Source organism: Nitrospira sp. Nam74, from assembly GCF_965152615.1.
In genome coordinates this window covers 3,246,552-3,266,961 of sequence record NZ_OZ224220.1, presented here as the reverse complement: position 1 = coordinate 3,266,961, position 20,410 = coordinate 3,246,552, and the positions used below count along the sequence as shown (strand labels likewise).

Here is a 20,410-nt window from a genome sequence, read left to right as displayed (position 1 = left end):
TCACTCTACCGACTAACTGGAATACATTACGATAGACTCTACGATAGAGTCTTTTGCCTTCGGCCATTCGCCTCAGAGTTGTTAGGGCGATAGTGCCAAGCAGTGCATCACACCTCACATACTGCAGACGTGGCTAAATCATCCTTTCTTCCCCCTAGTTCTGTCCAGCATCAGCTAAGCCTTCGGATCTGTCATTCTAAAGAATAGGTCAATAACTGCCGATAGTTCTCGTGTGGGACCATGCACAGATCGAGGTTAAAACAGACTCCCGAATCGGGTGCGGCCTCGCCACGTTCCGTAGGGGCGAGTCGAGTGAGACTGACGATCATTGCGGCGATGCTCGCCGTGATGTGTCTTTCTGCTGCCTCCATCATTCACGATCCCCAGCCTGAAGTCGGATTTGGTTTGCGCCTGCCCTTCCTTCTCTTCTGTGGAATCCTTGTCGGCGGTGTGGCCGTTACGCACTTCACAAAGATATTCCCAGTAGCGTCGAGACACCGTGGATTGACAGAAAGCGAATCGTTTCTCCGCAAGCAACAAGCGGCGCTCTGGCGTTTAACCAAGAGTACGTACATCCATAGCGGCGTCTTTGAAGAGGCCGTACGGGAGGTGACGGAGGCAGCTGCGCATACCCTGGAGGTCGAGCGGGCCAGCGTATGGTTGTTCAGCGACGATAAATCATGCTTGCGATGCCAAGACCTGTTTGAACGAAGTGCGAATCGCCATTCAGCCGGCCTTGAGCTGAGTGCGATGAAATTCCCTGTGTATTTTGACGAGCTGAGTTCGGAACGCGTGATTGCTGCGAGCGACGCAAAAAACGATCCTCGGACAAATGAATTTTCCCGCGACTATCTCATCCCCTTAGGGATTACCGCGTTATTGCATGCTCCCATCCAGAGTGGAGGCCGGATGGTTGGAGTCATGAGCCATGCCCATGTCGGTATCCCCCATGAATGGAGCCTGGAAGAGCAACAATTTGCCAATTCTATGGCGAACCTGGTCTCCTTGGCATTAGAGTCCACCGACCGCCTTCAGGCGGAAATCGCCTTACGGAAGAGCGAAGAGCGCGTACGCAGTATTATCGACACCGCGCTGGATGCCGTGATCGGTATGGATCACCGTGGATACATTCTCGATTGGAATCGCCGCGCTGAAACCATTTTTCAATGGACGCGTGAAGAAGCGATCGGGCGTGACCTGGCAGACACGATTATCCCGCCGCACCATCGAGAGGCGCACCGACGGGGGCTTCAACAGTTCTTACGATCAGGGGAAGGGCCCGTCCTCAATAGACGGATCGAGATCACCGGCCTGCGCCGAGATGGAATGGAATTCCCTATTGAGCTCGCGATCAGTCCCCTGAAGACAGCAACGGGTTATGAGTTCAATGCGTTTGTGCAGGACATCAGCGAACGCAAGCAGGCCGAAGAAGAACTCAGGAGTGCCAAAGAGTCAGCGGAAGCAGCCAATCGGGCCAAGTCGCAATTCCTTGCCAACATGAGTCACGAGATCCGCACACCGATGAACGGGGTCTTGGGCATGATTGAACTGATGCTGGCGACCACCTTAAACGCGAAGCAGAAACGCTTTGCCGAGACCGTGCGTCAATCCGGACAGAACCTCTTACGAATCGTCAATGAGATTCTCGATTTTGCCAAAGTGGAGGCCGGACGACTGTCACTCGAGCGCGTTGACTTCGATGTGTATGAAACCATCGAGGAGGTCATCGATTTGGTGGCAGAACGGGCCCAGATTAAGGGGCTGACATTGGCCTGCGAGATCGATGAGCGTGTGCCCGTCATGCTGAAGGGGGATCCCGGCCGGCTCCGGCAAATTCTCATTAATCTGATCGGGAATGCCATCAAATTTACGGAACACGGTGAAGTCGTCGTCCAGGTCAAAGCCGACCCCCAGAAAACAGCACAGTCTTTCGATCGCGAGTTTTCTCCGAGCGAGGACGAGATGGCACCCGATCCGCTTCCGGCGGTTCCGCTGTGTTGTCTGCGTGTCTCAGTCACGGATACAGGAATCGGTATCCCAACACATGCGCTAGCGAACATTTTCGAGCCGTTCGCTCAGGGTGACGGTTCCACCACCCGGAAATATGGTGGCACCGGGCTCGGCCTTGCCATTGTCAAACAACTGGCTGAAATGATGAACGGCACTGTGGCCGTGGAAAGCATCCCTGGCCGCGGATCGACCTTTTCGTTTACCGCTCAGTTCGACATGTCGACGGAGTCCTCATCGGAAGGCCGCCGGAAGTATGACCTCGAAGGCCTTCGCGTATTGATCGTGGACAGCAATCCGACGACCCGAACAATTTTGGAGAATCAGCTTAAAGCTTGGCGCATGCACTATGGCTCAGCCGAGTCGGGGGCGGAGGCGCTGTCGTTCTTGCAATATAAAACGGGCCGCGGCACACCTTATGATCTCGCCATTCTGGATGCGCACTTGCCGGATATGGATGCCGTGGCGCTGGCTCGCGCTATGAAGGGTCAAGCACATTCCAGTGGATTACGTCTTCTGACGCTGACGGCGATAACGCGGAGTGAGGATGTCGAGGTTCTTCAACAAGTAGGCATCCAAGCTGTTCTCACGAAGCCGTTTCGTCAGTCTCGACTTTACGATTGCCTGGCCACCCTCATGGGAGGGTCACCGGAAGAGCAAGCCGCGTTGTGTCGTTTCGATCCTCAACAACTAGAAGTCCCGACATTCAGCCATGGCCGGATACTGTTGGCGGAAGATAACCCCGTGAACCAGGAAGTTGCGCTGGGCATGCTCGAAGCGCTCGGCTGCCGTGCCGACTTGGCCTCGAATGGACGGGAGGTTCTCGACGCGCTCAAGCGGAAGACGTATGACGTCGTTCTGATGGATTGCCAGATGCCCGAGATGGATGGGTTTGAAGCCACAAGACGTATCAGGGAGATTGAAGCCGGCTCTGGACTTAGGACAGGTGATGTGAGTGTGAGATCCGCCACTGAGTCCTCTGAGGCCTCTGCACTCACTTCCGGACGCGTTCGCCGAATCCCGATCGTGGCCGTCACCGCTCATGCCATTACAGGGGATCGTGAACGCTGCCTAGCGGCCGGCATGGACGATTATCTCAGCAAGCCCTTTATGCAACATCAACTGCAGGTTTTGCTGCGACGGTGGATGCCATCGTCGGTGGCCGAGGCGGGGGTGAATGGGGCGAACCAGGTGGTGCAGACGGCTTCGAATGCAACTGCAGTGCGGGACGTGATGTCATCCCATGAGTCCGGTGCTCTTCTAGCCAGCCATGAGGCCGTATCGACAGGCTATTCAAATGTCTGGAGCGCCGACTATTTGGCCGGGCCATACGTCGAAGTACCGTCGATCGATCGTCGGGCGTGGGAAAGCATTCGATCGCTTCAACGACCGGGGCATCCCGACATGCTCAGGAGAGTGATCGAAAAATATCTGGCTTCGAGCCGGGAGTTGATCAAGACCATGCGGGGCGCCGTGCCGCGGCAGGATGCGGCGGCCTTGCACAGAACGGCGCACAGTCTGAAGTCAAGCAGCGCCACCTTAGGGGCGCTGCGGCTGGCAGCACTGTGTAAGGAAGCGGAGGCGATGGGGCGCACGAACACGTTCGAAGGCATGACATCGCTGTGGGAGCTACTGGAGGCCGAATATACAGTGGTGCAAGAAGCCTTGACGGCCGAACTTAACCAGGTGAGAACGTGAACGCCACGGATGGGATCAAAGATTCGGCTCAGGCACGTGCACTGTTGGTCGACGATGATCCCGTTATGCGCATGCTCGTAAAAGAGGCATTAGAGCAATGCGGTCTCCTTGTCGATGAGGCGGAAGATGGAAAGGAAGCCCTGTGGGCTTATGAGAAGGCCAGGCCGGATATCGTACTCATGGACGTCATGATGCCTCTGATGGACGGCTTTGAAGCCTGTAAGCATCTTCGCGGAATGCCGGAAGGGGATCGCACGCCGATCATTATGGTGACCGGCCTGGATGATTTAGATTCTATTACGCGTGCCTATGAAGTCGGCGCCACCGATTTTGTCACCAAACCGATCAATGCCGTGGTATTAAGCCATCGTGTGCGGTACATGTTGCGCGCCAGCCTGGCTCTGGGAGATTTGCGGTTGGCCAAGGAGTCGGCAGAGGCTGCCAATCGCGCCAAAACCGAGTTCTTAGCCAATATGAGCCACGAAATTCGCACGCCTATGAACTCCATCCTGGGGATGGCGGACCTTCTTGCGGAAACCCCTCTGGAGCCGACGCAGTCTGACTATCTGGACACCATACGACGGGCCGGCGCGGCACTGCTTATATTGATTAACGATATCTTGGATCTATCCAAAGTGGAAGCGGGCCAATTCACGCTGGAGGCGATTCCGTTTAATATGCATGAATTCCTCTCGACTTCGATCGATCTCTTTGCCAAACGCGCTCGCGATAAAGGCATTGACCTTCGGTATCGGATGACTCCGGATGTGCCGATGAACGTCGTCGGTGATCCCCACCGTCTTCGGCAGATTCTTATCAATTTGGTCGGCAATGCGATCAAGTTTACGGAGCGCGGAGAGATCGATGTTCTGGTGGAGGTCGACAGAGACAGTCACGCGACAGATAAGGTGACGGAAGCCGCGAACGGCAGGAAGGCCTCAGAGTGTCTGTTGCGGTTTTCAGTGCGTGACACAGGGATCGGGATTCCTGCTGAGAAGCACGACTTGGTGTTTGAGAGCTTTGCACAAGCGGACTCTTCGACGACGCGGAAATATGGAGGCAGCGGGCTGGGATTGGCCATTGCGAAGCGCCTGGCCGATCTGATGGGGGGCTCGATGTGGCTGCAGAGTGAACTCAATCAAGGGAGCGTCTTCTCTTTTACCGCTCGAGTGGATTTGCCTCGGCAGGCCCCGGGCGGTGAACTCTCACCGACCATTGCGTTGCAGGGGAAGCGTATCATCGTGATCGATGATGATCCGTCCGCTTCCCGCGCACTGGGAAGTCTGTTAACGGGATGGGGAGCGATGGTCGAGCTGCTTACAACCGGCGACGCAGCACTGGATCATATGACCCGGGCTCATCAAACCGGGCGGCCCTATGATGTGGTATTGCTCAGCGCACGTCTGTCAGGGACCGGAGGATTTTCAGTTGCAGAGGCGTTAGTGAAGGTCCCTCTAAGACCACAACAGATCATTATGCTGCTCCAGAGCAATGGTCGTAGCGGGGATATTGCCAGATGTCACGACCTCGGTCTGGGAGGATATCTATGTAAACCGCCTCAGTATAAAGATTTGTTACATGCGATCCGATCTGCGCTGGCGGACATCTCTTCCACCGACAAGCCGATAGGGAAGCTTCTTGGTTGGTCCTCGGCTCTCCACCCATCTTTGCGTATCCTCTTGGCCGAGGATTCGCCTGACAACCGAACGCTGATCCTGGCTTATCTGAAGGAGACGCCGCACAGCGTGGAGGTGGCCGAAAACGGGTCCATTGCCGTGGAGAAATGGAAAGCCGAGCGATTTGATCTCGTGCTTATGGATGTCCAAATGCCGGTCATGGATGGCTATGCTGCGACGCGAGCCATTCGAGAAACGGAGCGCACACGCGGCTGCCCGCCGGTCCCGATCATTGCATTAACCGCACATGCACGTCGCGAGGATGTCGAAAATAGTCAGGCGGCGGGGTGCACGGCTCACCTCACGAAACCGATTAAGAAGCCAACCTTGCTCTCGGCATTGGCCGAGTATGCCGACCATGAGGTCACACAATGAGTGACTCCAACGACGATATTCACAAACCGATTCGTATTCGTGTCGACCCCGACCTTGCATCTCTTATTCCAGGATTTTTAGAGAATCGGCGGCGAGATGTGAAGTCGTTATTGGACGCGCTTCATAGAGGTGACTTCGAGACCGCCCGCATTCTCGGTCACAGTATGAAGGGCTCAGGAGGCGGGTACGGTTTTAATGGGATTACGGACATCGGCGGTGAAATCGAAGCAGCCGCGAAGCACGGCGATGCGGTGGCGATTCGTACCTGCGTTAACGCCTTGTCGCTGTACCTGGCTCGTGTTGAGATCGTGAGTACTGGTCTTTCGCCGGCCTAAAAAGCGCGGCTAACATTCATACAGTGAGTCGTACTTCCTTCCATCGGTGAACAGGTTCGCCTGCCGTCACCTCCAGAAACCGTATACCCTGCAGAGCCACATCACGACGCTGCAGACCAAACTCCATCATTCCATGTGTACCATTTCATGAGCGTCGCGTCTCACCAATACTCCTATCGGACTTGAGCTGAATAAGGCCAAAAAGTTGAACTTCATAAGACAATAGGTCTAGCTATTTTGTCCAAATAGGGTATTATCTGGACCATTCGGTTACATCAAACCATGGGTGAGAAATGGGACAGGCTCACATTGTGGTCGTCGATGACGATCATGGCGTTCGAGAGGTTCTCCATGACCTATTGACCCAAGATGGCTATCAAGTCACGGTCGTCGCTGATGGACCGTCCGCTATCCAAACGGTGAAGGACACGGTCGTCCAAGTCGTCATCGCCGATTTGCGGCTGCCCGGCATGGACGGCCTCCGGGTGCTGGAGCAAGTGACTCAACTGGATGCGAAGATTGTAGGCATCGTGATGACCGGGTATGGCACGATTGATGCCGCAGTCAAAGCGATGAAGGCCGGCGCCTTTGATTTCATCACGAAGCCATTCGATGCCGACGCCGTCTCTATCGTCGTCAATAAGGCGCTGGAGTTTCAGCGGCTACGTCAGGAAAATGTCCTGTTGCGGAAAACGGTTCGGGACCAGTATCGCACGGAACATTTGATCGGGACGAGCGATGCGATGCGCCGGCTGTTGGACTTTATCGACAAGGTCGCCGACAGCGACAGCACCATCCTTATTTTAGGCGAAAGTGGAACCGGCAAAGAACTGATCGCCAGGACCATTCACTACAATAGCGCACGTCGCGATCAACCGCTCGTGCCGGTGAATTGTGGCGCCATCCCCGAGAACCTCTTGGAGTCGGAGCTGTTTGGGCATGAAAAGGGGGCGTTCACAGGCGCCGTGAATGCGCGCATGGGACGGTTCGAACTGGCGCATGGCGGCACCCTGTTTCTCGATGAAGTGGGGGAGATGAGTTTGGCCGTTCAGGTCAAGCTGTTGCGCGTTATTCAGGAACGGTGTTTCGAACGTGTCGGCGGCACAAAAACTATTGGTGTCGATGTGCGCATTCTGGCAGCCACCAATCAGGATCTCGAGGTCGCTGTCCAGGAAAAGCGTTTTCGTAAGGACTTGTTCTATCGCTTGAGTGTGATCCCTGTCACGATCCCGCCGCTTCGTGATCGACTCACCGATATTCCCTTACTCATTGAACATTTCATGGCACGATTTAATGAGATGAAACAGGCCTCGGTTCGGGGTGTCGATCCAGAAGCCATGGAATATATGTTGCACTACCAGTGGCCCGGCAACATTCGTGAACTTGAAAATCTGATCGAGCGCCTTATTGTCTTGAAGAAAACCGGCATGATCATGCCGGGGGATCTTCCCGACAAGGTGCTGCGATCGCTTCCACCTCCAGCCGCACGCCTTGAAGAGCCACTGTCCTTGAACGGGGCCGGCATTGATCTGGTGAGGGAGTTGGAGCGGCATGAGAACCGCCTCATTATCGAAGCGATGCGTCGGGCGAATGGCGTGACGAGCAAGGCGGCGCAACTGCTGCATGTGAATCGAACCACGCTTGTCGAAAAATTAAAGCGGAAGGGCATGGATCCAAAAGTTCAAGGGGAGTTGTATTCCTCTTGATCGGGCCTGGAATTCCGCTGGTGATCACCTCTTGAATTGCTCGGGATCCTTTTCAGTATCGTCAAGGAATTGACTGTAACCGGATGCATCGTCGTTCCATTGACGCCGTTCGTGCCGCGAACTCTGCCTTCAACTCTCGTAAAATCTAACAGTTTCTCGGGCAAGGGAGTCGATTTAATAAAGGCATAAGACTTGCTGTGTCCTCTCTTCATGCATAAGAGAGTGCCTATATCGGCAATCGTTGTTCTTATCCTCTCCTCACAACTTTCTGCGCCTGCATGTGCCGATCAACTGCATAGTTTCTCTCTTCCCGATGATGGTCCCCGGTATGTGAGGCCTCTGACCGGCCCGGATGGCGCACGCCTCTCTGAAGGTATCACCGCAATTGCCCAAGAGCGCTATGAGGACGCAGAGCACGCCTTCATAAGTTTGGTGAACGATTATCCAACCAGCCCGCTGAAGGGCACTTCTCTGGCCTTCGTGGCGGATCTGATCGCCAAAAGAGGAACAGATCATCAACGACGTCAGGCCATCGAGGCCTATCGAGCGCTGATTCGCGAAGAGCCCTCCTCGGCCAATGCGTCACGAGCCCGGTGGCGCATCGGCGATTTGTATGCGCAAGGTCGATGGCTGATAGAGGCGAAGGCCTCGTATGAGCAGTCTCTGGCAGAATCACCGCTGGAAGCGCCTCGAGCCTTATTCGGTTTGGGCTTGGTCTTTTTGGAGGCCGGCCAATGGAAAGATGCCGAACATGCGTTTCAACAGGTGAAGAAGCGAACCGATGATGAACGGCTGATCGTGCCCGCGACGTTTGCGTTAGCCGAGGCGCTGGCCAGGGCCAAACAATGGGACAGGGCGCAGTCCGCGTACGAAACCGGAATCCGACGATGGCCGCACGCATTCAAATGGCGCGCCGAATCCATCCTGTTGTTCGCCGATGTCAAACTACGCTTACAGAAACAGGCGGAAGCCCGTGCCCTGCTGGAGCAGTTTTATAATTTGTATCCCACCCATGTCGAGGCGCCGACAGCGCTCATCAGGATCGGCGACAGCTGGCGGCAGAGCGCCCGCATCGACCACGCGAAGACGTTGTATGCCGCAGTGATTCAGAAGCATTCAGGGACGTATCAGGAATCAATCGCCCGGATGCGCTTGGCAGAACTCGCCCGTGACACGTTTCTGCAAGCCAGGAAGTCTGGGCCGGAGTTGGGGATCGATACCATCCTGGAAGGCCGACCAGCAGGGGATAATGATTCACGAGAACAAGAAGAGATGTTTGAGCAGATCGCCGAAGTGTATGCGAGCGTTGAACTCGGAAGCGAGGCCTTGTTCCATCTGGGCGAGCATTTGGAGGCGCGGGATCGCCGGCTGGAGTCGGTCGACGTCTACCGCAGGTTGAGTGACCGGAAGGGACTCATTGAAGGCGACCCGTGGCCTGAAGCGGCGGGGTGGCGCTTGGTTGAAATCTTAGGCCCGTGGATGCTCGCAGCCTTACAATCCCACGATGATTTAACCGCAGTGAACTTCTTTTATCGGCATGGCGCGTTCGGAGAGGATGTGTATGCCGGCCATGTCATCTTGCTGCTGTTGGCCGAAGCACACTACCGACTTGGATTCACACCGCAGGCCATAAAGCTGTATCGGACGCTGGTGCGTGAGACGGTGTCCGACGCCATTCGTGAAAAGGCGTTCATTGGATTGGGCCTTGCCTATCTTGACCAGCAAGATCTGCCGGCGGCCAAACGGGTCTTTGAACGCACGCTGCTTCAGTACCCATCGGGGCAGAGCCGGTCCATGGTCTTGGCTCATCTTGCCGACACGCTTCATCGGCAGGGGGATTGGAACGGTCTGATTCGAGTGTGCCGCCTCTGGTTGCGCCATGCGAACGATCAGTCCTCCGAGGGGCGTCGGATGCTGCACCTCATGGCCGATGCGCAGGTGAAAATCGGGCATCCTCTCGAGGCGCTCAGCACGCTCGCACGTACGATCGGGCCTGCGAGTGCGAACGCACATAGGACATCGCTTCCCTATGCGGATCAACTGTTGGACGCGGGACGGTATGAGGAGGCCGCGGTGCGCTATCGACAAGTCATTCAGACTCCGCCCTCGCCGGCAGATGCCGATTGGGCTCGCTTGCAACTCGCCAAAATCAGACGTGCGCAGAAGCGGTACGGGGATGCCCGGACATTACTCGAAGAAGTGCAGTCGACGACGATCGACGAACTTCTCACGCGCATCTCGGCCGCCTTGTTGGCCGATCTTCCCCAGACGCGGCCGGCAGGATGATGAACATGGGACAGTCCATCGCAGACGGGCACAACTTTGAGATACTCCATGATGCGTTTCGCAGTTTCGATCAGGCGGCCGGGTCGTTGCAGGAAGCCTACCGGATGCTGATGGCCCGCGTGGAACGGTTGGACCTCGAGCTGGCCGCCAGCAATGAAGCGTTGCGCGTCAATTTAAAAGATAACGAGGATATCAAGGCGCATCTGACTGCGATTTTGGAATCCCTCACCACGGGCGTCATTGTGGCGGGAGTCGATGGCATCATCATTCGATGCAACCAGGCCGCAGAAAGCCTGCTCGGTGTTTCGCGCGACCAGATGCTCGGGTACTTCCTGAAGCAATTCCTCGATGAGAAACATTTGACGACCGGATGTTATCCCATCGTCTCGCCCACCGGTGCGCTCCTCGCGATTCTCCGAACCGTGCTTCGCGATGCGAACGGTCTTCCGGCTGGCAACCTGATCCTGCTCCAGGATATTTCCGACGTGCGCCGCTTGGAGGAGCGGGTGCAGCGCCGCGATCGTTTAGCGGCCATGGGAGAAATGGTGGGCCGGATCGCGCATGAAATACGCAATCCGCTCGGGAGTGTCGAACTCTTTGCCTCCATGCTGCGAAAGGATTTGGCCGACGATCCGGCGAGACGCCAATACGCCGAACATATCTCGGTAGCGGTGAAAGCCATGGACCGGCTTCTGGCCAATCTGCTGACCTATACGAAGCCCGATTGCTCTCAGGCCGGCCGGCACGCCTTACGTCCTTTGCTCGAAGAAGTTCTGATGCTGGCGGCGCACGAAATTTCAAGACGCGGGATCGATACGACCTTGGACATCGCCACCTCTGCCGACTCCGTCTGGTGTGATGCAGGCCAATTGAAGCAGGCGCTGTTGAATGTCTGTGTCAATGCAGCTCAAGCCATGCCGACCGGCGGCCGGCTCACCCTTGACGCCCGTCGCGAGTGTAATGGCGAGTCAGGAATGGGTGAGCCGTGTCCACTTAGAATTTCCGTATCGGATACGGGTTCAGGCATCGATTCGGCACATGTGTCGCGGGTGTTCGATCCGTTTTTCACGACGCGCGACGAAGGGACCGGCTTGGGCCTTGCCATTGTGCATGCCATTGTCGAGGCACACCACGGCCGTGTCGAAATCGAGACGCAGGCGGGTCGAGGCAGCACATTTACGTTCGTGTTACCTGCGGGAGAAAGCGTTGAGCCATCGCATCAGGCGCCCACGTTCGTCACAAAGGGTCATTGAGCCGCTGAGGAGGAACTATGAATGCCGCCTTGTCCACTGGATCTGCTGACAGCACCGTCTCCGAAGCGCGTTGCGTGCTCGTTGTGGATGATGAGCCGTCCATGCGATTGGCTGTGACTGAATCTCTTCGGCGCAATGGGTATACCGTCGCCCAGGCCGCCAATGGCCAGGAGGCGATGGACCGGATCGCCACTTCCAAGCCATGGCTCGTCTTGACCGATCTGAAGATGCCTCGGTCCGGAGGCCTCGAGGTCGTCAAGGAAGTCAAACGGCGGTGTCCCAATACACACGTGGTCGTCATGACTGCGTATGGAACGGTGGAAACCGCCGTGGAAGCCATGAAATGTGGCGCAGTCGACTATCTGCTTAAACCATTTGCGACGGAGCAACTTGAGCAGGTCCTCGTCCAGCTTGAAGCGGGGTTAAGTGCAGGGTCGGACGGCAGTGGCATATCCCCTTTGAATCGTCCCATGCTGGGAGAAGATCCGGCCATGGCGAAGGTCTTGTCGTTGGCGGAAGGTGTCGCGATAAGCCAGGCTACCGTGCTTATCCAGGGGGAGAGCGGGACCGGGAAAGAGTTGCTGGCGCGCTTTATTCACAGCCGGAGTCCCCGGGGTCATCGACCCTTCATCGCCGTGAATTGCGCGGCGCTTCCCGATGGATTGCTGGAGAGCGAACTGTTCGGGCACGAACGCGGCGCTTTTACCGGAGCGCTCATGAGAAAAATCGGGAAGTTCGAGATGGCTCATCAAGGGACAATCCTACTGGACGAGATCAGCGAAATGAATCTCGGACTGCAGGCCAAGTTATTGCGCGTGCTGCAGGAACGCGAGGTGGATCGCATCGGCGGGCGAGAGCCGGTGCAGGTCAACATTCGCGTCATCGCCACAACGAATCGCTCGTTACGGCAGGAAGTCGAGCAAGGCCGCTTTCGAGAAGATTTGTACTACCGTCTCAATGTATTTCCCATCACCCTGCCTCCTCTGCGGGAACGCCCCAGTGATATTCCGGTGCTGGCGCGTCACTTTGTTCGAGCGACTGCGTCACGAAACGGGCTCGCGGTGCCGCGCATTTCGGAGGCGGCACTCACGGTCATGCTCGGACGCCTCTGGAAGGGGAATGTCCGCGAACTCGAAAATGCCGTCGAGCGGGCCGTGTTACTCGCGGGCGATGGCGGTATCGGTCCGGAGCACGTGACCGTGGAAGAGCCGTCGAGGGGGCTTGCGCCGTCGGCGCCGACGCACACTCCGAGTTTGCCCGCCAACGGCTCACTGTGGGAGATGGAACGGGACTTGATTATGCACACGCTGGATCGGGTCAAGGGCAATCGGACGCATGCCGCCAAGGTTCTGGGGATCAGTATACGGACCCTGCGCAACAAACTACGCGAATACAGGCAGTTGGCACATCAGCCCGCCGTATTCTCGCCGGGGCCTCAAGCCGAATGCTGAACTACAGACCCCGGGCAACGGGGGTCGAAAAGGGATCGGCAAGATTTGCCGCGTAGGGTCGTTGTCCATGCAAGGGAGGTCTGATGCGATGACGATATTTGACCGGACCATAGGGCTCTTGGAACGCGCGATGGATCTCAGAGGCGCTCGGCAACGCGTCATTGCGTCGAACGTGGCGAATGAAGAGACCCCGGGATATCGGGCCAAAGATCTTCAGTTTAAAGATGCTTTGGCGCAAGCCGCAAAAGGCGCCACCATCGTTCACCTGCGGAGCACGCATCCTGGGCATATCGTGATCGGTGGAACACGTGGACACGCAGGGGGTCGAATTACTGAAGTGCCTGCGGCCGACCTTCCGCTTGATGCCAATTCAGTGAGTCTGGATACGGAAATGGCCAAGCTGAGCGATAACGCCATGCACTATAACACCGCCGCCACCGTGACCTCCATGAGGATTCGGCAATTGCTCAGCGCGATACGCGACATCCGATAGGAGTATGACGCCACGTCGAGAGCAACGGGTTTCTCGGCGGCCATGAAAGGAGAACAGGCACATGGATATAACCGATAGTTTGGCGATTTCCGTCTCGGCCTTGGATGCGCAGCGCCGCCGGCTGAATGTGATTGCCAGTAATCTGGCCAATGCGCAATCCACGCATTCACCGGAAGGGGGCCCGTACCGCCGGCGCGATGTGGTGTTTCAGTCGGCTCCCGTGCAGACGCCCTTTCAGCGCGCGCTTCGCGTATCGTCGATGAGAATGGACGGTCCCAATCTTGAAGGCGTGAAAGTGGCGCGCGTGGTGATGGACCACAAACCCGGGCAAGCCGTGTATGACCCGAAACATCCGGATGCTGATGCCAAGGGTTATGTAGTGATGCCGAATGTCAACGTCATGGAGGAAATGGTGAATATGATTTCGGCATCGCGGGCGTACGAAGCGAACGTGCAGGCGATTGGCGCGACGCGTGCCATGTGGAATCGTGCGTTGGAGATCGGACGATCATAGGGGTGATGCCATGGATGATATGACGATTAAAGCCGCGGGACTGTCGAGCATCGGTGGCCCCACGGAAGCATTCTCAGGGGTGAGCCCTGCGGAAGGACACCATGCCGGCGGCGGGTTTCTCGGGTCGCTGAAGGACGCGATTGCGCAGGTCAACGAAGTGCAATTGGATGCCAGCCAGGCCGTCGACAAGTTTGTCAGCGGCGAAAGTGACAATGTCCATCAGATGATGATGGCGCTTCAAAAGGCGGACGTCTCGTTTCAATTGATGATGCAGGTGCGCAACAAACTGGTGTCGGCGTACGAAGACATCCAACGGATGCAGATGTAGCAGGCTGCTGAAAAAGCCCGCCAACTGTGTTCTCAATCGTTCGAACGCCTCAACGTACTGAACAGTACGCCTCGGCGTGCGAACTCCCTGCGGCCTTGTTGGATGGGCTTTTTGAGCAGCCTGCAAAGACGACGTCTAGGAATGAATGTATCAAATAATGAAAGAGGGCGGTACACCTACCCATGCTCATGAAATTCAATAGTCTGCCGATTGCGAAACGATTGGGCATTCTCGTAGCCTTGGCCGCAGGAGTGGCGGCGTTGGTGTCGGTAACGCTGTGGACACAGCAGCCGGACATGCAGGTGCTGTTTGCCAATCTGGCGCCGGAAGACGCCGGGGCCATCGTGGAAAAATTGAAAGAGGCTAAAGTGCCCTATGAAATCGGTGCGGGCGGCGCCTCAATTCTCGTGCCGAGCGTGCAAGTGCACGATTTGCGTCTGCAGATGGCCGGCCAGGGGCTGCCACATGGCGGCGGCGTAGGATTCGAGATTTTTGACCGATCGACACTGGGAATGTCTGAATTCGTGCAAAAGTTGAATTACCGCCGTGCCTTGCAGGGCGAGTTAGCGCGTACGATCGCACAAATGCCCGACGTCGGACGGGCGCGCGTTCACCTCGCCGTTCCCGAACGCCGGCTCTTCAGCGGAGACCACGATCGCCCCCGCGCGTCGGTGGTCTTGTCGCTCCGCGGCAGCAACGGCCTGAGCCGCGCACAGATCCAGGGCATCGTTCATTTGGTCGCCAGTAGTGTGGAGGGATTGCAAACGCGTGATGTGACCGTCGTAGACGGCAACGGCCGTCTCTTATCGGAGGGAAATGGCGGCGGGGACGGGCCCACCCGTCTGACCGGCTCACAACTGGATTATCAGCGGACGCTTGAAAAAGATATCGAAACACGGATTCAAACGATGTTGGAGCGCATTGTCGGACACAATAAAGCGGTGGTGCGGGTCTCCAGCGTGTTGGATCTCCGGCAAGTCGAGATGACGGAGGAGCGATACGATCCGAATGGACAAGTGGCGAGAAGCGAACAGCGGACGCAAGAGAAGGCCAACGGAACCAACGGTGTGACCGGCGGAGTGCCTGGTGTAGCGTCGAATGTGCCGCCGGGTCAAGTGCAAGAGGCGGCCCAGACGAGCAGCACTAACACGGCCAATAAGAATGAAGTCATCAATTATGAGATCAGCCGGACCGTGGCCAAGATCATCGAACCGACCGGAACGATCAAGCAACTCTCCGTTGCCGTGCTGGTCGATGGCAATTATGAATCCGTGAAAGGCGGGCAGGGAGAGGACGGACGCAAGTATGTGCCGCGCTCCGAACCCGAGATGAAGCAGATCGAGGAAATCGTCAAAAAGGCGATGGGATATTCGGCCGAGCGGCAGGACCAGGTAGAAGTCGTCAATGTCCAGTTCGGATTGGAGGCAGACGCCACAGGCGTGTCGGGAACGATGGCCGAAGACGCGCCAAATCTTCTCAAGACGTACGCACCTTACATTCGATACGGGGTCGGTGCGGCTCTATTCCTCCTAATTCTCGTGTTTGTCGTCCGGCCGCTGGTCACAGCGTTGACCTCGTCGTCGCCGGTCTCACTAGGTCAAGAGCGGACGGCAGGGACCGCAACGGTACTCCCATCAGGCGAGGCGCCCGGGATTACTCAGACGCACGCGCTTGATCATGCCAGAAATAATCCCGAAACCACGGCGGTGGTCGTGAAGCAGTGGTTGAAGGCGGGGACCTAAGGGCGGCTCGTGATGGTGAGTAAATTAAGCGGCGAAGAAAAGGCGGCAATCTTGCTGCGCGCGATTGGAGAAGATGCGGCGGCGCAGGTGATGCGACATTTAGAGCCAAAGGATATTCGGAAGGTCGGGATCTACATGGCGGAATTGTCGAATATTTCACAAGAGCAAGAGAATGAAGTGCTTCAGGATTTTCAGACGACCGCCGGTCAGGGTACGATTGGATTCGAGGGGAGAGAGTACATTAAAACCATTTTAAGCAAAGCCCTGGGAAACGAGAAGGCCGCCCATATTATGGATTCGTTCACCTCCGCGAGTTACCCGGGCTTGGAAACACTCAAATGGCTGGATGCTCGTATGGTGTCTCAGTTGGTCAAGGTGGAACACCCGCAAACAATTGCCGTGGTCTTGGCGCATTTAGATCCGGAGCAAGCGGGGCAGGTGTTGTCGTCATTGCCTGATCATTTACGAGCCGATGTGGCCCAGCGCCTGGCGACCATGGAAGAAGTGCAGCCGGACATCTTGCAGCATCTCAGCGATTCTTTACAGGAAGCATTGAAAGGGAGTAGCGGGCCGCGGGCGCTGACCATCGGGGGTGCCAAAATGATGGCCGAAATCATGACCCGTCTCGATAAGACCACGGAAGGCACGATTATGTCGAAACTCACGGAGCGGGACGCCACACTCGCTGAGACGATCCGCTCGCTGATGTTTGTCTTCGATGATCTGGTCAAAATCGACGACCGGGGCATGCAGGAATTGCTCAAAGAGGTCAGCAAAGAGGAATTGCCGCTGGCGCTCAAAGCGGCTGCACCGGATGTCGTGGAGAAAGTCTTGCGCAACATGTCCAGCCGAGCGGCGACGATGCTAAGGGAAGATATGGAAGCGCGTGGGCCCGTGAAATTGAGCGAAGCCGAAAAGGCCCAACAGAATATCCTGAAAATCTGCCGAAAGCTGGAAGAGGAAGGGCGAGTCGTCATCGGTGGTGCAGGGGAGACCATGGTATGAGCCGCGTCGATACAGCGCGTCCCGACTGGAGCACCGGCGAGGTAGACATGGCGGAAGGCTGGCTCGATGTGACCTCGATGCCGCCCCCGCACGTCATGATCGTCGAGGACGATCCGGCGATCAGCCGGCTCTTGGTCGAGCTCGTGAAGGTGGAAGGCTTTCAAGTGTCCGCTGTTCCGTGTGCCCTGGCTGCCCTGGATGCCCTCAAGCAACGTTCGGCGGACATTCTTCTCACCGATTTTAAACTGCCCGATCGGGACGGTCTCTCGCTCCTCGAGCTTGTGATGCGAGACGATGCGAACATCATCGGGATTATCATGACGGGATTCGGCACGATCGATCTGGCAGTAAAAGCCATGAAGCTTGGCGCGACCGATATTCTTGTGAAGCCGTTTGAGCCGGATCAGGTTGTTCTGCTCCTGAAGAGAGTGCGAGAAATACAGCGACTGCGGCATGAGAACGGCTTACTGAAGCAGGCCGTGGTGCGCGGCGCGAATGTCCGTCTCCATAGTTTTCAACTGGAAGAGATGGGCTCAAATGGGAATGGCGCCACGTCCGGATTGTCTAGCGGCGTGACAGGAGCGTCGGAGGATGCGGCGGCCTATCAGCGTGGGATCGTGGAGGGCGAGCGGCGTGCCCGTGAACAGGCCGGACCGGTACATGAACGTCAACGGGCCCTGCTGGCATCAGCCGTCACAGAGTTTGAACGGGCGCGCGCCACGACGATCAAAAAGGCCGAGGAAGAGGTGACTGATCTGGCATTGGCGATCGCGTCGAAGATCGTGCGCGAGTGCATCGATGAGAAACGCGACTTCGTGCAACGGCAGGTCCGCGAGGCCATTGCGAGGGTTCGAGACAGCCGTGAGGTGTTGATTCGCGTGCACCCCGACGACCGTACCTTCATCGAGGCTTTACGCGCGACACTCGTCTCGTTGTTCGAAGGTCCAGTCACGATGAAAATCGAGGGTGATCTCGACGTGGCCAGGGGCGGATGTCTGCTCGAAACCCAGACGAGATTGATTGATGCGACGATCGACGCGCAGCTCGCTCGCCTTGGGGAGGCGCTGAAGCGCGACCTATGAAACGTCTTGATGTCCTGGACAACGTCGATTCCCTTGCCGTGTATGGCCGTGTCGCCCAGGCGGTCGGCACCGTGATCGAAGGTTATGGTCCGGTCACGTCGATCGGCGAAATGGGTGAGGTCATCCGTGAGGATGGAGATGGTCGCGTCCTCGCGGAGGTGGTGGGCTTTCGGGGCGAGCGCCTGTTGTTAATGCCGCTGGGAGACATGCGTGGGATTGGGCCCACGAGTCGGTTGATGATGACCGGCCGCCAGGCATCTGTGCCCGTTGGAGCGGGGCTCTTAGGTCGTGTGCTGGACGGCCTCGGTCGACCGATCGACGGCGGTGGTCCGATTCAATCCGACAGTCAGTATCCTCTGTATGCCGACCCAATCAATCCGCTACGGCGGCGCCGGATTCAGGAGCCGTTCGATGTGGGCATTCGCGCCATTAATGGCTTACTGACGTGTGGCGTAGGGCAGAAAGTCGGCGTCTTTGCGGGCTCGGGAGTTGGGAAGAGCATTCTCCTCGGCATGATCAGCCGGAATACCGTCGCTGATATCAAAGTGATTGCACTCATTGGAGAACGAGGCCGAGAGGTACAGGAATTTTTGGAACGGGATCTCACACCTGAGGCGCGGGCGAATTCGGTGGTGGTCGCCGCGACTTCGGATCAGCCGCCACTGGTTCGCATTCGAGGCGCCTTTGTTGCTACGGCCATTGCCGAATATTTTCGAGATTGTGGTAAACAAGTTCTTCTTCTGATGGATTCTTTGACGCGCTTCGCTCATGGGCAGCGTGAAGTCGGTCTGGCGGTTGGTGAACCGCCGACGACCAAGGGGTACACACCGTCCGTGTTTGCGCTGCTGCCGAAGCTGCTCGAGCGGGTGGGGACATGCGAGGGGGCCGGCTCGATCACCGGTATCTATACGATTCTCGTTGAAGGAGACGATCTCTCTGACCCGATCGCAGATTCTGCGCGGGCCATCTTGGATGGGCATATCGTGCTGTCGCGTGACCTCGTGGCACGGCATCATTTCCCGGCCATCGATATTTTGCAGAGCACGAGCCGGGTCATGATGGACATCACGACGCCACGTCACCGTGCCGCGGCGCGGGCCATCATTGAATCGCTTTCAACCTACCAGCGTGCGGAAGATGTCATCACACTTGGCGCGTACAAACCCGGAAGCAACACACGTGTCGATCGCGCCATGAAAAGCATTGACGCGATTAATACGTATCTACAGCAAGCACCTTCGGAGGCCGCGCCGCTGTCCGCCTCCGTCGAGGCACTTGTCCATGTAGCGGATGCCCAATCATGAATCTGGCTGCCCTCAGGCACTACCGCCGCCAGCTTGAGGACATGCTGCGTGCCGAGCTGTCCGTGTTGGAACGAGCACTCGAAATGGCAGCTGCGCACGGTCGTGCCCTAGATCAGGCTGTCGATCAAACCGCCGACGCATTTCAAGACGCACTGTGCCGCGGTCTTTCCGGTGACGAGATGATCGACTGGACCCTCGAAATCGAACGTGCGACCGTAGCGGCACGGCACGCTCTGGCGATGGTCGGGGAAGCGCGAGCCCGCTGGGAACAAAAGCGTGCCGACGTTCTGGAAGCGGCGCGTGCGCGTAAGACGTTGGATGTTCTTGAGGAACGTCGACGGCATCAACGGGTAATACGGCTCAGGCGGCTGGAGCAACAGAGTCTTGATGAGGCGGCTCATATTCGGTTCCTCAGGAACGCGCGTGAGGGAGCTCATCATGTCTCCTAGGACGCTCATTGGGATCTGGGCGGGGCTCATGCTGATGTTGTCGATCAATGTCGCGTTCGCGCCAGCCGGCGCGGCTCCATCAGACTCCTCCAAGGCTACGCCGAAAACTGAGACGCTCGAGGCTTCAGACGCTCAAGGATCCCTAGAACGGCAGGACAATCCTCTCAGGCTTCAAGGGCCGGCACTCGACCTGCCCCAGGAAATACTCGACATGCTCAACCAACGGCAACGCGCGGTCGAGCGTCGGGAGGAGGCCATGCGGACCGAAGAAACACGATTGCTGTCGTTAAAGAAGGACATCGAGCAGTTGCTGGCGCGTCAGCAACTGCTGTCCAAGACCGGACCGAGCTCCAAGAAGCCCGATGCTGAATCGGCTGCGAAGGCGACCGTGGATCAGGTGGTCAAAATGTATGAAACGATGCCGCCGGAAGAAGCGGCAGTCCGTCTGGAAAAATTGCCCACCGACATGGCGTTGGAAGTGCTTCGTTTGTTGAAGGGGAAAGCCGCCGGAACGATTTTAGCGTCGGTCAGGCCGGATAAGGCCGCGAAATTAACCGAACTGTTTTTGGCCGGCACGCCGGTGAAAAAACCAAAGCCCGTTCGCTAAACAGCTTGATTCCCTTCTCGCCACTCGCTTGTTGAGATTTCCTCCTTTTACCCAGCGACTCGGCAACAATTACCATCTCGTCCGAATCGCGTGGATCGG

Annotated in this window: 16 protein-coding genes; all 16 read left to right on the top strand. The window is 57.1% G+C overall.

From position 1 onward, the window contains the following. Positions 1 to 312 precede the first annotated feature (312 nt). The 16 genes from ACWHYZ_RS15200 to ACWHYZ_RS15125 all read left to right on the top strand — a co-directional run bounded on the left by ACWHYZ_RS15200 (position 313) and on the right by ACWHYZ_RS15125 (position 20,311). Positions 313 to 3,705, top strand: a complete 3,393-nt coding sequence (locus tag ACWHYZ_RS15200) for a response regulator (RefSeq protein WP_447983525.1) — start codon at positions 313 to 315, stop codon at positions 3,703 to 3,705. After that, complete coding sequence (locus ACWHYZ_RS15195) at positions 3,702 to 5,756, top strand: response regulator (RefSeq protein WP_447983524.1); 2,055 nt, start codon at positions 3,702 to 3,704, stop codon at positions 5,754 to 5,756. Before ACWHYZ_RS15200 ends, ACWHYZ_RS15195 begins: the two co-directional genes overlap by 4 nt. Further along, complete coding sequence (locus tag ACWHYZ_RS15190; protein WP_447983523.1) at positions 5,753 to 6,091, top strand: Hpt domain-containing protein; 339 nt, start codon at positions 5,753 to 5,755, stop codon at positions 6,089 to 6,091. The genes ACWHYZ_RS15195 and ACWHYZ_RS15190 overlap by 4 nt, the downstream gene beginning before the upstream one ends. Positions 6,092 to 6,384: 293 nt before the next feature. Next, complete coding sequence (locus ACWHYZ_RS15185; RefSeq protein WP_447983522.1) at positions 6,385 to 7,797, top strand: sigma-54-dependent transcriptional regulator; 1,413 nt, start codon at positions 6,385 to 6,387, stop codon at positions 7,795 to 7,797. 330 nt (positions 7,798 to 8,127) lie between these two features. Further along, positions 8,128 to 10,083, top strand: a complete 1,956-nt coding sequence (locus ACWHYZ_RS15180) for a tetratricopeptide repeat protein (protein WP_447983521.1) — start codon at positions 8,128 to 8,130, stop codon at positions 10,081 to 10,083. A 5-nt stretch (positions 10,084 to 10,088) separates the two neighbouring features. Continuing rightward, on the top strand, positions 10,089 to 11,336 hold the full coding sequence (locus ACWHYZ_RS15175) for a two-component system sensor histidine kinase NtrB (protein ID WP_447983520.1): 1,248 nt from the start codon (positions 10,089 to 10,091) through the stop codon (positions 11,334 to 11,336). Between the two features lie 17 nt (positions 11,337 to 11,353). Continuing rightward, the gene (locus tag ACWHYZ_RS15170) at positions 11,354 to 12,787 is read left to right on the top strand and encodes a sigma-54-dependent transcriptional regulator (protein WP_447983519.1); all 1,434 of its coding nucleotides are present in this window, start codon (positions 11,354 to 11,356) and stop codon (positions 12,785 to 12,787) included. An 88-nt stretch (positions 12,788 to 12,875) separates the two neighbouring features. Continuing rightward, positions 12,876 to 13,280 (top strand): flagellar basal body rod protein FlgB, encoded by a 405-nt coding sequence (flgB, locus tag ACWHYZ_RS15165; protein WP_447983518.1) that lies wholly within the window; start codon positions 12,876 to 12,878, stop codon positions 13,278 to 13,280. 61 nt (positions 13,281 to 13,341) lie between these two features. Then, positions 13,342 to 13,794, top strand: a complete 453-nt coding sequence (flgC, locus tag ACWHYZ_RS15160; protein ID WP_447983517.1) for a flagellar basal body rod protein FlgC — start codon at positions 13,342 to 13,344, stop codon at positions 13,792 to 13,794. A 10-nt stretch (positions 13,795 to 13,804) separates the two neighbouring features. After that, positions 13,805 to 14,122 (top strand): flagellar hook-basal body complex protein FliE, encoded by a 318-nt coding sequence (gene fliE, locus ACWHYZ_RS15155; protein WP_447983516.1) that lies wholly within the window; start codon positions 13,805 to 13,807, stop codon positions 14,120 to 14,122. A 182-nt stretch (positions 14,123 to 14,304) separates the two neighbouring features. Next, the gene (gene fliF / locus ACWHYZ_RS15150) at positions 14,305 to 15,864 is read left to right on the top strand and encodes a flagellar basal-body MS-ring/collar protein FliF (RefSeq protein ID WP_447983515.1); all 1,560 of its coding nucleotides are present in this window, start codon (positions 14,305 to 14,307) and stop codon (positions 15,862 to 15,864) included. A 12-nt stretch (positions 15,865 to 15,876) separates the two neighbouring features. Next, the gene (gene fliG / locus ACWHYZ_RS15145) at positions 15,877 to 16,869 is read left to right on the top strand and encodes a flagellar motor switch protein FliG (protein ID WP_447983514.1); all 993 of its coding nucleotides are present in this window, start codon (positions 15,877 to 15,879) and stop codon (positions 16,867 to 16,869) included. Continuing rightward, a complete protein-coding gene (locus ACWHYZ_RS15140; RefSeq protein ID WP_447983513.1) occupies positions 16,866 to 17,951 on the top strand; it encodes a response regulator in 1,086 nt (361 codons plus the stop codon). Before fliG ends, ACWHYZ_RS15140 begins: the two co-directional genes overlap by 4 nt. Further along, complete coding sequence (locus tag ACWHYZ_RS15135; protein WP_447983512.1) at positions 17,948 to 19,255, top strand: FliI/YscN family ATPase; 1,308 nt, start codon at positions 17,948 to 17,950, stop codon at positions 19,253 to 19,255. Before ACWHYZ_RS15140 ends, ACWHYZ_RS15135 begins: the two co-directional genes overlap by 4 nt. Then, positions 19,252 to 19,704, top strand: a complete 453-nt coding sequence (locus tag ACWHYZ_RS15130) for a flagellar export protein FliJ (protein WP_447983511.1) — start codon at positions 19,252 to 19,254, stop codon at positions 19,702 to 19,704. The genes ACWHYZ_RS15135 and ACWHYZ_RS15130 overlap by 4 nt, the downstream gene beginning before the upstream one ends. After that, on the top strand, positions 19,694 to 20,311 hold the full coding sequence (locus tag ACWHYZ_RS15125) for a MotE family protein (protein ID WP_447983510.1): 618 nt from the start codon (positions 19,694 to 19,696) through the stop codon (positions 20,309 to 20,311). The genes ACWHYZ_RS15130 and ACWHYZ_RS15125 overlap by 11 nt, the downstream gene beginning before the upstream one ends. The last annotated feature ends 99 nt before the right edge of the window (positions 20,312 to 20,410 follow it).